General features: G+C 54.7%; 11 protein-coding genes. 3 read left to right on the forward strand and 8 right to left on the reverse strand.

Annotation, left to right across the window (positions count from 1 at the left end; all coding sequences use genetic code 11):
* Positions 1 to 20 precede the first annotated feature (20 nt).
* The 6 genes from HMPREF7215_RS03745 to HMPREF7215_RS03770 form a co-directional block, all read right to left on the reverse strand.
* The gene (locus HMPREF7215_RS03745; RefSeq protein ID WP_009164317.1) at positions 21 to 611 is read right to left on the reverse strand and encodes a sigma-70 family RNA polymerase sigma factor; all 591 of its coding nucleotides are present in this window, start codon (positions 609 to 611) and stop codon (positions 21 to 23) included.
* A 132-nt stretch (positions 612 to 743) separates the two neighbouring features.
* Positions 744 to 1,397 carry a histidine phosphatase family protein gene (locus HMPREF7215_RS03750; protein WP_009164318.1) on the reverse strand — a complete coding sequence of 218 codons (654 nt, stop codon included), beginning with the start codon at positions 1,395 to 1,397 and terminating at the stop codon, positions 744 to 746.
* Between the two features lie 371 nt (positions 1,398 to 1,768).
* The gene (locus HMPREF7215_RS03755; protein ID WP_009164320.1) at positions 1,769 to 2,320 is read right to left on the reverse strand and encodes a 2-oxoacid:acceptor oxidoreductase family protein; all 552 of its coding nucleotides are present in this window, start codon (positions 2,318 to 2,320) and stop codon (positions 1,769 to 1,771) included.
* Positions 2,321 to 2,331: 11 nt separating this feature from the next.
* The gene (locus HMPREF7215_RS03760) at positions 2,332 to 3,075 is read right to left on the reverse strand and encodes a thiamine pyrophosphate-dependent enzyme (protein ID WP_009164321.1); all 744 of its coding nucleotides are present in this window, start codon (positions 3,073 to 3,075) and stop codon (positions 2,332 to 2,334) included.
* A 12-nt stretch (positions 3,076 to 3,087) separates the two neighbouring features.
* Positions 3,088 to 4,140, reverse strand: coding sequence for a 3-methyl-2-oxobutanoate dehydrogenase subunit VorB (gene vorB / locus HMPREF7215_RS03765; protein WP_009164322.1), 1,053 nt, complete (start codon positions 4,138 to 4,140; stop codon positions 3,088 to 3,090).
* A gap of 16 nt (positions 4,141 to 4,156) precedes the next feature.
* Complete coding sequence (locus tag HMPREF7215_RS03770; protein WP_040550366.1) at positions 4,157 to 4,372, reverse strand: 4Fe-4S dicluster domain-containing protein; 216 nt, start codon at positions 4,370 to 4,372, stop codon at positions 4,157 to 4,159.
* On the opposite strand from HMPREF7215_RS03770, the gene HMPREF7215_RS13520 reads away from it, so the two are divergent.
* Complete coding sequence (locus HMPREF7215_RS13520; RefSeq protein WP_009164323.1) at positions 4,284 to 4,643, forward strand: hypothetical protein; 360 nt, start codon at positions 4,284 to 4,286, stop codon at positions 4,641 to 4,643. The genes HMPREF7215_RS03770 and HMPREF7215_RS13520 overlap by 89 nt on opposite strands.
* On the opposite strand, the gene HMPREF7215_RS03775 is transcribed toward HMPREF7215_RS13520, so the two are convergent.
* Together HMPREF7215_RS03775 and nifJ are read right to left on the reverse strand one after the other, a co-directional pair.
* A complete protein-coding gene (locus HMPREF7215_RS03775) occupies positions 4,611 to 5,444 on the reverse strand; it encodes a P-loop NTPase family protein (protein WP_009164324.1) in 834 nt (277 codons plus the stop codon). The two genes, HMPREF7215_RS13520 and HMPREF7215_RS03775, sit on opposite strands and share 33 nt — an antisense overlap.
* Before the next feature lie 796 nt (positions 5,445 to 6,240).
* Positions 6,241 to 9,798 (reverse strand): pyruvate:ferredoxin (flavodoxin) oxidoreductase, encoded by a 3,558-nt coding sequence (gene nifJ, locus HMPREF7215_RS03780; RefSeq protein WP_009164326.1) that lies wholly within the window; start codon positions 9,796 to 9,798, stop codon positions 6,241 to 6,243.
* A gap of 459 nt (positions 9,799 to 10,257) precedes the next feature.
* On the opposite strand from nifJ, the gene HMPREF7215_RS03785 reads away from it, so the two are divergent.
* Both HMPREF7215_RS03785 and HMPREF7215_RS14035 read left to right on the forward strand, forming a co-directional pair.
* Positions 10,258 to 11,868 carry an IS1634 family transposase gene (locus HMPREF7215_RS03785; RefSeq protein ID WP_009164328.1) on the forward strand — a complete coding sequence of 537 codons (1,611 nt, stop codon included), beginning with the start codon at positions 10,258 to 10,260 and terminating at the stop codon, positions 11,866 to 11,868.
* The gene (locus tag HMPREF7215_RS14035; RefSeq protein WP_198004546.1) at positions 11,865 to 12,230 is read left to right on the forward strand and encodes a hypothetical protein; all 366 of its coding nucleotides are present in this window, start codon (positions 11,865 to 11,867) and stop codon (positions 12,228 to 12,230) included. Before HMPREF7215_RS03785 ends, HMPREF7215_RS14035 begins: the two co-directional genes overlap by 4 nt.
* Positions 12,231 to 12,399: the final 169 nt, after the last annotated feature.

Below are 12,399 nucleotides of genomic sequence, written 5' to 3' on the forward strand. Positions count from 1 at the left end.
CTCCTTGTGAGACAATGGAATTATCTTATTATCCCCGCTGCCGTTCCGGAAGTTGCATATTCCTGAGAAAACCATTCTTTCAATTGTGCCAGCGCCTTCTTCTTCAGACGATAAACGTGGCTGACGTCAAGGCTCATTTCTTCCGCCAGTTCGCGGGCGTTTCTGCATTCGACCACCAGCTCGCGCAAAATGTGCGCTTCGCGTTCGGGAAGCTGAAGAAGGCCCTCCCGCAGCATGATGATCTCCTCGACTTCCCGAAATTCCGCCGTTTCATCGCCGTCTTCGCACTCCACGTCGACGGGGATCGGGGCTTTGCCCTCCACTCTCTGAAGAAAATTGAGCATCTGCCCTCTGATTCGGTAACAGGCATAAGTGGTAAAACGGTGCCCCAGGCTCACATCGAATTTATCGACGGCGCGTATTAACGCCAGGGTCCCCTCCTGCACGAGGTCGGAAAAGCGCTGCCCGTTGACCCTGAACTTTTTGGCGACCCAATAAACCAGCGGACGATAGGCAAGGATGAGCTGCTCTCGCGCCTCCTCGTCTCCGGAGGACATCGCAAGCCAGAGTTTTTTTTCTTTTTCCCATTGAAGTTCACTTGCTTCGGCCATTTCGTCCTCCCACAATTGGATTTTTATCTATTCTACCAGTTCTTGGGGCTTTTTGCTCGCTGACGCCAGTTTCAGTTAAGAAGAGCAGACGGCCCTTTTCGGCGCCAAGGAGGCCTTTTCATTGAAAAAACATTAAAACGGAACCGGCAACGATTTCCGCGAAATCCCTTGCGATGAAACAGAGCTGTGGAGCGTGTCATTGTAAAAGCAGAGGACAAATTTCTCCCCTGTGTCCTCAAGTCCGGTCAAAGCGCAATTATTCATACGAAAGTTTTTCCAGACCGCTTCCAGCGAGAGGTTCAAAGCTTCGGCCAAAAAAGCCCGCAAAGTTCCGCCGTGAGAAACGACCAAAATACGCTGTCCCCGCGCTTTCCGCAAGGCGGCAAGAACTCTTCGGACACGGCTCCTGATCTCGTCAGGCGATTCCGCATTCGGGATTTTCACGGAGAACGGATGCGCCGCCCAATGCGAATAATCTTCGCCGCTCTTTCGCAGCGACGAGATGCTTTGTCCTTCCCAATCGCCAAAGCCGATTTCGCGCAGATCCTCCATGACATGAAGGTCGCTCCGCCTACAGCCTGCGGCAATCGCAGCCGTCGTCACGGCTCTCTTTAAAGGGCTGACATAAATTTCCTCGGGAGCCCATTCGGCGATCCGCTCCGCAGCCATTGCCGCCTGTTGCATGCCCAGCTCATTCAAGGGAATGTCCATGCGCCCCTGAAAGCGCATCTGCGCGTTCCAGTCAGTCTGGCCGTGGCGCAGCAGTAGAATTTTTCTCATCGTCATCCAACGCTCTCCTGAACGATCAACTCATCCGATGACCTTCCGCCGGAATTTTCATTTCGATCGGTGCTTTTCCGTTATCCTTACGCCAGTCTTCGGCAGGAAACCGGGCGGCCTTTTTCGGCGCCGCCGCACATAGTCTTTCCCCCGCAGAAGCGCAGCGCCCCGCACAACGTTGCAGAAAACGGCAGGACCATAAAATGATACCTCATCTGAACGCGTCGTTTCAAGACGTTTTTTTGGACTTGGGGCGACGCCGGCTTTCGTTCGGATCGTTTCCTGCCAATGGACAAAAAAAGCGCCTCCAGCGAATTTTACAGGCTGGAGGCGCTTTTTTACTCCGAGATGGAGCTGCGATGACCTACCTCATCTTGTCAGGCTTTGTCCGCCTGCTCGAAACCGCACTGCAGAGCCTTGAGATTCATCGGCAGAAACTGCGGTTTTTTCTTGCCAAGCTTTTCTTCCACGACATGTTTCGCAGACTCGCGGCTGATGATCCCGGAGGCGGCGACGGCCGCGCCCAGCAGGACGATATTCGCCGTCTTGGGGCTGCCGCACTCGGCCGCGAGCTTCTCGGCGGGAACGGGAATCACCGTGATATCCTGACGCGGATTTTCGTATTTCACGAGATCGCTGTTATAAACCAGAACGCCTCCCGCTCGGGGCGAGCTCTCGAATTTGGCCAGCGACGGCTGATTGAACACCACGCAGACATCGCACTTGTTGATGATCGGCGAACCCACAGGCTCTTCGCTGACAACGGTGCTGCAATTGGCGGTGCCGCCGCGCATCTCGGGACCGTAGGAAGGGATCCAGGATACGTTGCGCCCCTCGTCCATACCGGCATAGGCGACAAGCTGCCCCAGCATCATGACTCCCTGCCCGCCAAAACCGGCCGCGATCAATTCTTTGTAAAATCCAGCCATTTTCCTTCCTCCTATTCAAAGTCCTTGAACACGCCAAGGGGATAATAGGGGATCATGTTCTTCATCTGCCAGTCGAAGGCGTCAAGAGGCGAAAGCCCCCAGTTCGTAGGACACGTCGAGAGAATCTCCACGAAGCTGAAGCCTTTCCTGTCGATCTGGTTCTGGAAGGCTTTTTTAATCGCTTTCTTGGCTTTGGCGATGTAGGGTTTCGCCAAAGAAACCCGCTCGATATACGCAGGCGTCTCCAGAGACGTCAACAATTCGCACATGCGGATGGGATATCCGGTCAGCTCGGCGTCGCGCCCCTGGGGACACGTGGTGGCCTTCTGCCCGATCAAAGTCGTGGGAGCCATCTGGCCGCCCGTCATACCGTAAATGGCGTTGTTGATAAAGAAGACGCAGATCTTCTCGCCGCGATTGGCGGCGTGGATGATTTCTGCCATACCGATGGAGGCAAGGTCTCCGTCGCCCTGGTAGGTAAAAACGACCTTATCGGGCAGAACCCGCTTGATGCCGGTCGCCGTCGCCGGCGCCCGGCCATGAGCCGCTTCGATGAAGTCGATGTTTATGTAGTCGTACATCATCGCGGCGCAGCCGACGGGCGACATGCTGATCGCATCGCCCTGGATGCCAAGCTCGTCAATGGCTTCGCAGATCATGCGGTGAGCGATGCCATGGCCGCAGCCGGGACAATAGTGAGTGTGAACGCCTTTCATCCATGTTTCAGGTCTCGAGTAGACTTTGACTTCAGACATTCTGTTTCCCCCCTAGGCAAAAAGCTTTCTGCACGCGTCTTCCACTTCTTCAACGGAAGGAGCGAAACCGCCGCACCGGCCGTAAAACGTCACCGGATAACGGCATTCCGTGGCAAGTTTTACGTCATCAATCATCTGTCCACAGTTCATTTCCACATCGAGAATATGCCTCACCGTGGCCGGCAAATTTTTGAAGTGATCCGCCGGGAAGGGATAGACCGTGATCGGACGGATCAGCCCCACTTTTTTGCCTTCGGCACGGAGGTGCATGATCGCCGTTTTGGCGATGCGTGCCGTGGTCCCGAAAGCAGTGATGATCACCTCGGCATCCTCGATCATGTAATCCTCGGCCATCGCATCCTGCTTCATCAACTCGTATTTCTTTTGCAGATCTTTGTTGTGCTCTTCAAGAGGGCCCGCCGCGAGATACAGGCTGTGGAACAAGGTGCGCTTGTTTCCGCGCTCTCTGAAACAGCCGACGGCCCATTTCTGCCAGTCGCCGCGTTCTGCGGTGCGTTCTTTGATCTCTACCGGTTCCATCATCTGTCCCATGAAACCGTCCGCCAGGATCATGACAGGATTCATATATTTGAACGCATAATCCCAGGAACGCTGGATTAGGTCGACTGCCTCTTGAAGGTTGCTCGGCGCCAGCACAAACAGATGATAATCGCCGTTGCCGCCGCCGCGGGTAGCCTGATCGTAGTCGCACTGCGAAGGCAGAATGCCGCCCAACCCCGGACCGCCGCGCACCACGTTCATGATGACGCAGGGATATTCGTTTGCGGCAATGTAGCTCAGTCCCTCGGACATCAGCGAAATCCCGGGACTGGATGACGAGGTCATGATCTGCGCTCCCGTGGCTGCCGCCCCAAGCACCATGTTAATCGAAGCGACTTCGCTCTCTCCCTGAACATAAACGCCGCCCACTTCGGGAAGGTGTGCCGCCATATATTCGGGGACCTCGTTCTGAGGCGTAATCGGATAACCAAAGAAGTACCGGCATCCCCCGCTGATTGCGGCCTGTGCAAGGGCTTCGGCACCCTTCATAAGAACTTTCGCCATGATAAAACCCCCTTAGTTATGCGTTCTCGCGGAAAACTTCAATGACCGCGTCAGGACATGTCATAGCGCACAACGCGCAACCGATGCAACCTTCTTTGTACTGCTCCACAGGACGGTACCCCTTGACGTTCAGGTGGTCCGAGATGCGGAGTACTTTCTTCGGGCATGCGTCAACGCACAGCCCGCAGCTCTTGCAGTACTCCTCTGCTACCGTAATTCTCCCCTTTGCCATTTATACAACCCCCTTTAAAATCATTGCTGCCCTGAAAAAATCGTTCGCGAACCGTGTCATACTTAGTTTTCGTCACAAAGGCGAGCGTCTTTCGCCTTTTTATGGCGCCGCCCTTAAGACCCCGCTTCGCGTCGAAGCGCGTCGAAAACTGCGCAAAATCGCGCGGCGCATGTTTCCTGCGGCACGGGCGCGCGAAGACGCGGTATTTTCGACGATGACTTTTAATCGAAATTCGGTGTCAGAAATTTTCCGGCGGAATTCCTCTCCCTAAATTCTGGAAGGGAGATTGTCCTTTTTCCCGAAAGATACGGCCCGCATGATGTCGTGCAGGAATGCCGGTCGCCCAGATCGCGCCGGGTTCCCAAGGAAGAAGCATATATCTGGAGACAGGCCAGACGGGGACACTCTCTCCGGCCAACGCTCTCAGAGTGTCGTCGTAGAGCTCCGGCGACGTTCCCGCATAGAGCAAAGGCAATCCCATGTGCCGCGAGGCGTTTTTAACAAGCTGATATCCTTCCGTTACCGTTTCCACCGTCGTTTCGTTCATCAAATGCGAATTGCTGATCAAGGCGCCGACCTTCAGTCCGCAGATTTCCTCCATGCGGCGGCACATCAACTCAATCTTCTCCACGGTGCACGTCTGAGGACGAAAAGCGTTCACAACAAGCACAAGCAGATACCCCGCCTGAATGATGCGCTTCTGAAACTGCTTCAGCGCCAGCGCGCCCTCGGCATCCCCGCCGATGTCGAGCATCAGCTTGCCGGGGGACGACAAAGCCCAGTCAACCTCCGCACTGACGACCGGCATATCCGCCCATTTCGCCTGCCCCGGTGCGGTCAAAACCGTAAATCCCTTGTTCTCCAGCGCAGTGACGACCTGTCGGATGCAGAAATATGGATTGATGATGTCAGCGTCGGCAATCGTCACTTTTTCCTCAACCATCTTCAAGCCCAGAGCAAGATTGAGGACCCATTCAGTTTTCCCGGATCCCAGAGCGCCCGTGACCGCTACCGCTTTCGGCCACTCATAACGCTGGATCAGATCCTTGAAAAGCTGCATATCAACAGGCATTTTTATCCTCCCCCGCGTTTTTGCAAAGAAAAGTTCCCTCTTTCGTGTTTCATGCAACGTGCGCAGTCGTCATCTCCAACGAGGAGCGGTGAAAGGCGATAAAAACTATCGTAAAGTCAGCGGCATAAAGCACGCGAAAGAAGCGTTGCAGACTTTTGTCCCGTCTGTCGGCCAGTTTTTGCGAATCGCGACGCAGAACACAATCTTCCATTCAGCCGATCCCTATATATCTTTTCTATCTTCATTCTACCTTATTATTTTAATAATTCCAGCCCCTGCAAATCCGCCGACAATAATTTATTTTAAGATTTTACCAAGTGAACTTTCCGTTATCATCGGATCTTACAGTGTGTCGACAATTTATTTTTTAACAATTCTCAATAGTAGAATTTATTTTTCGTCCCCAATGAACGGCACAGTTCGCGCAAAAAGACAAAAGAATCAATGAGGTTTCTCATCGATACTGATTCCCCAAGATGCTTTTAATTGAAACTCGGGATGAAAAGCCAATATTACGCTTAAAGGCTCCACCCCATCGACAAAAAAACGGACCTTCCCCGCTTGGCAAGGAAGGTCCATCAATCCATCACGACATACTTTCTGCTGATTTTCGCCGCCCTGCGGAGGACGTTTCATGGTTACTCGAGCACTTCTCGAGGAGGGGAAGATCCACAAAGCGCGTTGCGCAGACCGCGTAGCGGCGGGGATACCCCCTGAGCGGCTGGACTTTCTCGGAAGGCGGGGAAATTCATCTGTCGTCTTCTGTCAAGAATCAGTATTCAAAAATCTCTTCAGCTCAGGCGGTAACGGAAATCTTCCCTGACTCGGCCATCGCCGCATAACGCCGGTACTTCGCGTCCGCCTGAACTTCCGCCATTGCCAGAAGGCGAGCGGCTTCTTCGGGGAAGGTTCGGCCGAGCGCCGCGTAGCGGACTTCGCCCATGAGGAAATCGCGCAGCGGAATCGTGGGCTTCTTGGAGTCCAGGACGAAAGGATTCTCTCCCTTCGCGACACGGCGCGGATCGTAGCGGTACAGGTGCCAATAGCCGGATTGCACGGCCAACTTGCTCTCGGGCATCGCATAGCTCATCCCCTTGACGATGCCGTGATTAATGCAGGGCGCATAGGCGATGATCAGCGACGGTCCGTCATACGACTCCGCCTCTTTCAGAACTTTGATGAAATGAGCTGGATCGGCGCCCATGGCGACTTGGGCGACGTAGACGTTGCCATAACTCATGGCCATCAGCCCCAGATCCTTTTTGCCGGTCTTCTTGCCGGAGCTGGCAAACTGCGCGACAGCCGCCACCGGGGTGGCTTTTGAAGACTGGCCCCCCGTGTTGGAGTAGACTTCCGTATCCACAACCAGAACGTTTACGTCGGGGCCATTCGCGAGCACGTGGTCGAGTCCGCCAAAGCCAATATCATAGGCCCAGCCGTCGCCTCCGTACATCCACATGGACTTTTTGACAAGGTGCTCGGTGTTGTTCAGCAGGTCGCGCAGTTCCAGACTGTCCTCGCCGCGGGCGTACGCCATTTTGGCGGCCGTCTCCACCGCGTCGCTGTACGTCCGGCTGCCTTCGCCCTCATGGTAATGATCTTTCCATTCCTGCAGCGCCCGAATCAGTTCGGGGTCGCGAGTCTTGCCGCCGAGCAGCTTCTCGGCAGTCATCAGCAGGCGTTCGCGCTGCTGCTGGACGGCCAGGCACATGCCAAGGCTGAATTCGGCGTTATTTTCGAACAGTGAGTTGGAGAACGCCGGCCCATGGCCGCGGTTGTTCTTCGTATACGGCACGCAGGGACAGGCGGCGCCCCAGGCCTGGGTGCAGCCCGTGGCGTTGGCGATGTACATGCGGTCGCCGAAAAGCTGCGTCATGGCTTTCATGTAGGGAGTCTCGCCGCACCCCGCACAGGCTCCGGAGAACTCGAGCAGCGGCTGCTCGAACTGGCTGCCTTTGACGGTAAATTTATCCATCGGATTCGCTTTCGGCGAGAGGGTCAGCGCATAATCCCAGTTTTTCTGCTGAGGCAACTGGGTCTCAAGCAACTTCATCACGAGCGCTTTCTCCTTGGCCGGACAGACTTCGGCGCAGCTGCCGCAAGCGACGCAGTCAAGAGCGCTGAGCTGGATGCGGAACTTCAGGCCTTGAGCGTTTTTCAGACCGCGGGCATTCACCGTTTCAAAGCTTTCCGGCGCGTTCATCGCCTCTGATTCGTTCAGCAGGAAAGGTCTGATGGCCGCATGCGGACAAACAAAGGAACACATGTTGCATTGAATGCACTTTTCCGGATTCCACTCCGGCACCATCACTGCCGTACCGCGCTTTTCATACTTGGAGGTCCCCAGCGGCACCGTACCGTCGGCCGCGTCAACAAAAACGCTGACGGGAATGTCGTCGCCCTTCAGACTGTTGACAGGGATCAGCACCTTGCGGATATAGTCGGGAAGCAAAGGATCAACGCGTTCTTCCGCCGCCTTATCCTCGGCATTTGCCCATTCCGCAGGCACTTCGATGCGGATCACGCTGGCGCCGCCACGGTCGACTGCCTCGTAGTTCATGCGAAGAACCTTGTCGCCCTTCGCACCGTAAGTGCTTTTGATCGCTTCCTTCATGTACTTCACGGCGTCTTCGAAAGGCAGAATGCCCGACAGCTTGAAAAACGCCGACTGCAGCACGGAGTTTGTGCGGTTCCCCATGCCGATTTCCATGGCGATGCGGGTAGCGTCGATGATGTAAAAATTGATATGTTTACGAGCCAGATCCCGTTTGACGGAAGCGGGAAGATGCCGCTCCAGATCTTCCGGTTTCCAGGCGCAGTTCAGCAAGAAGGTGCCGCCGTCTTTCAGCTCGCCTGAGACGTTGTACTTGCCGATGTAGGCTTGCACGTGACAGGCAACGAAATCGGCCTGCGTGACCAGATAGGTGGAACGGATCGGCAGCCGTCCGAAGCGAAGATGCGATCTCGTCACGCTGCCGGATTTCTTCGTGTCGTATTCAAAATAAGCCTGAACGTATTGGTCGGTGTTGTCTCCAATAATCTTGATGGAGTTCTTGTTGGCTCCCACGGTACCATCGGAACCAAGTCCCCAAAACTTGCAGGCCACGGTGCCTTCGCTCTCGGTGACGATATTGGGCCCGAGCTCCAGCGAATGATAGGTCACGTCGTCCTTGATGCCGATCGTGAAATGGTTCTTGGGCTGGATCGAATCCATATTGTCAAACGCGGCGATCATCTGCGCCGGAGTGACATCTTTGGAAGACAGGCCATAGCGCCCGGCGATGACCATCGGCGCCGTGGAAACATTGGAGAACGTCGAGCAGACGTCTTCGTACAGAGGCTCGCCCGGCGCGCCGGCCTCTTTGGTACGATCGAGCACGGTCACGCAGCGCACGCTTTCCGGCAGAGCGGTAAGGAAATGTTCCGCAGAAAACGGTCGATAAAGATGGACTTGCAGAAAACCCACTTTCTGGCCACGTGAGCGCAGCTCGTCGACAACTTCCTGAAGACATCCCGACACTGAGCCCATCGCGATAACGACCCGCTCCGCGTTGGGGTCGCCATAATAGTCGAAAAGGTGGTAACTGCGGCCGGTCAGAGCGTGGATGCGGTCCATATAAGACTGCACAATGTAAGGCATGCGCAGATAGTAACGATTGCAGGCTTCCCGCGCCTGGAAAAGCACGTCGGGATTCTGCACGGTGCTGCGCTGTACCGGCCGGTCGCTGTTGAGAGATCTCTTGCGGAACGCCAGCAGCGCTTCTTTATCCAGCATCTCGCCAAAATCGTCGTATGACAGCATCTCGATTTTCTGGATTTCATGAGAAGTGCGGAAGCCGTCGAAAAAATGCACGAAAGGCACGCTGCCGGCAATCGCCGCGAGATGCGGCACAGCCGCCAGGTCGGCCACTTCCTGCACGCTGCCCGAAGACAGCATGGCAAAACCTGTCTGCCGTACGGCCATGACGTCGGAATGATCGCCGAAAATCGAAAATGCGTGAGTTCCGACCGTCCTCGCGCTGACATGCAGCACGCCCGGCATCAACTGGCCGGCAATGCGGTACATTGGCGGAATCATCAGCATCAATCCCTGCGACGCCGTATAGGACGTGGCAAGCGCGCCCGACTCCAATGCTCCGTGCATGGCGGCCGCCGCGCCGAACTCGGCCTGCATCTCCATCAAATGGACACGCTGACCGAACAAGTTCTGCCGACCGCGCGCCGACCATTCGTCCACATGCTCCGCCATCGGTGAAGAAGGCGTGATCGGATAGATCGTCGCCACCTCGGTGAAGGCGTAAGACACGTGCGCTGCCGCTTCGTTGCCGTCAATCGTCATGATCTGTTTTGCCATTTCAGTCTCCCCCTTTTTGGTACGGTTCCCTGATCTGCCCTTTGCCGCATCTGTTTTTGGTTTTATTTCCAAGGATCCCATATACTCAAATTATACACTTTTTTTCTGAAACCAATGCATAAAATGAAAAACTAAATATTTATAATTGATCAAAAAATATCGTTCCCCGCCAGTTCATGATTTTGCAAATCAACAGCTCACCATAAAGGAATTTAAGGAGTCACTGAAAGAAGTCGCTCATTATATAATATGGTTGAGATGTTTTAATTCTCGTTTGAGCGAAGGAGAACGCCCAATGTCCCAACTCAGCTTCGGTAATATAGAATCCACAGATCACAAGGGAAAGACGAAACAGGGAATTATTTCTTGAACAGATGAACCTAATCATTTGGCGACCTTAACAAACGCCGCCTCACAGAGCCGGACATCGACGAAAGAATTCAGGCGGATCTTGCTGAGTTGAGGGCAAACGCAGATCTTGCAGAACGCCTCAAAGCGCAGACGCTTAAGGATCAGGTCGCAACATGTGCACCCAACAATAAACCGGACTGTGCGGGCATTTATAACTACGGCATCGCCCTTTACCGCAGATTATGGGAACGCCTTGGGCTGGACGTCTGGTTCAAACAGTATCGACGCAATCACCGACTCAAGTTCGACTTCGACCTTGCCGCATTCTTCCTCGCCGCACTGCGCATTCTGGCGCCTTGTTCGAAAAAACGGACGCACGAATACCGCGGGAACTTTGTCTTCGATTTCTCTTCCCTCACCCAGGCGGACCTTTACGAAACCCTCGGGCTCCTGAGCGGGAGCAAGGATGTCCTGATACGTAACGTCAACAAGGGGATCGCGGATATCTACGAGCGAACGATGACTGTCGCGCTTTACGACTGCACCACGTTTTACTTCGAGAGTTTTGATTCCGACGAACTTCGCGCGCGCGGGATGTCCAAGGAGAACCGCGCGAATGAGGTGCAGGTGGTGATGGGACTGCTCATTGACGCCGACGGCATCCCTCTTGACTATGAGCTGTTCCGCGGTAACACGTCGGAGATCAAGACCCTGCTGCAGGTCGTCCGGAAGCACAAGGTAAATTCCGGACTGGGGAAAGTCACGGTCGTCGCGGATCGCGGGCTCAACTGCAAGCTCAACTTGCAGCACCTTGCGGAAGAGGGTTTTGATTACATCGTGCCCCAGAGCATCAGTCGGCTGAAAAAGGACGTGAAGGAGCGGGTTCTTTCCGAGGAGAACTGGGAGCACAGCGAACGGTTCCACGAGGACGTGTTCAAGATGAAGCGTCTGGACGCCAGAGCGGATCCCGAACGTGACGCAGGCATCATCGTCACTTGGTCGCTGAAACGGCACCACCATGACCTGGACGTTCTGGAGGAATTGTGGACGAAGGGGAAAGAACTGATCGCGAAGGGAGCCTCAGCCGTCGAGACATCCATGAAACACGGCTCAAGACAGTTTCTGAAGAGCAAGAAAGGGAAGAAAGGCGAATACGAGGTGAACACCTCTCTCTACGAAAAGCGTAAAAAGCAGGCGGGTTTCTACGTCATCGCCACCTCCAACAAGGATGCCTCCCCGCAGGAGATCTTCGCGAACCTGCGCCAGCTTTGGCGCGTCGAGGAATGTTTTCGAGTGTTCAAGAGCAACCTCGATGCCAGGCCGGTTTTCGTCTGGACGCCGGAACACATCCGCGGGCACTTCCTCGTTTGTTACCTTGCGCTGGTTCTGGAACGTCTTTCCTGTCACCTCATCCGCATGAAGGGCATCAGAGACATCTCGCCTCACAAGCTCGTTGAACTCATGCGCCAGCAGAACGTCACCGTCCTGAGCGGCAGAGCCAGGAGCATGCCCATCAGCCTTCGACTGGGACACGACGGCAGCACGCCGGAGAGAAAGAACGCGGACATCGCGTCGGCCGACGCCGTGATGCAGATATTTGGAATCGCCCCCGTCAATATGATGGAAGCCTATCCCGATCTCAAGAACAAACTCGCTTGTCGACTGCCTTTTGCTGCGCGGGAGGCGACAGGAGGGATTATCCGTAGATCTCGCGGTTGAAAAAATCGCGCTTACTCTTGATGCTCCATGAGGTTTCTTCGATTCCCCTTGGAAAAGTCGGGACGAGAAAAGGCAACCAGTGGTATTTCGGAATGAAAGTCCATGCCGATGTTGATGCCGGAAGCGGCTATGCGCATACGGTCACAGGAACCGCAGCCAACGCCAACGTCCATGGCGTGATTCGAACACATGCGCTGATGTGTGATGGCGACATGGGATACGGAGATTCGGGACACTTTGGTGTTGAGAAGGGCGAAGGAATCAGAGAAGATGAACATCTGTCACAAGCCGAGTTTCGGATTAGCCGTCGCCCGAGCCGCATCAAGAGCATAGGCAGCCCAGAGCCTTGGACAAATTCCTGAAAACGGGAAAATCATTGACACGCTGTAAAGCAGAACATGTTTTTCAGATCGTCAAGAGATACTTTGGCTGCCACAAAACAGTATACCGTGACATAACGAAAAACATGAACCGCTTCTTTAGTTCCGTTTGGCTGTGCTAATCTTGTCATGTGCACTCGTGTAGAGCGCA

Origin of the sequence: Pyramidobacter piscolens W5455, assembly GCF_000177335.1 — a bacterium.
Lineage (GTDB): Bacteria > Synergistota > Synergistia > Synergistales > Dethiosulfovibrionaceae > Pyramidobacter > Pyramidobacter piscolens.

Excerpts from the sequence above, each read along its gene's own strand:
- HMPREF7215_RS03745 (WP_009164317.1), bottom strand. The coding sequence starts at position 611 with ATGGCCGAAGCAAGTGAACTTCAATGGGAAAAAGAAAAAAAACTCTGG.
- HMPREF7215_RS03750 (WP_009164318.1), bottom strand. The coding sequence starts at position 1,397 with ATGACGATGAGAAAAATTCTACTGCTGCGCCACGGCCAGACTGACTGG.
- HMPREF7215_RS03755 (WP_009164320.1), bottom strand. The coding sequence starts at position 2,320 with ATGGCTGGATTTTACAAAGAATTGATCGCGGCCGGTTTTGGCGGGCAG.
- HMPREF7215_RS03760 (WP_009164321.1), bottom strand. The coding sequence starts at position 3,075 with ATGTCTGAAGTCAAAGTCTACTCGAGACCTGAAACATGGATGAAAGGC.
- vorB (WP_009164322.1), bottom strand. The coding sequence starts at position 4,140 with ATGGCGAAAGTTCTTATGAAGGGTGCCGAAGCCCTTGCACAGGCCGCA.
- HMPREF7215_RS13520 (WP_009164323.1), top strand. The coding sequence starts at position 4,284 with ATGCGGAGTACTTTCTTCGGGCATGCGTCAACGCACAGCCCGCAGCTC.
- HMPREF7215_RS03770 (WP_040550366.1), bottom strand. The coding sequence starts at position 4,372 with ATGGCAAAGGGGAGAATTACGGTAGCAGAGGAGTACTGCAAGAGCTGC.
- HMPREF7215_RS03775 (WP_009164324.1), bottom strand. The coding sequence starts at position 5,444 with ATGCCTGTTGATATGCAGCTTTTCAAGGATCTGATCCAGCGTTATGAG.
- nifJ (WP_009164326.1), bottom strand. The coding sequence starts at position 9,798 with ATGGCAAAACAGATCATGACGATTGACGGCAACGAAGCGGCAGCGCAC.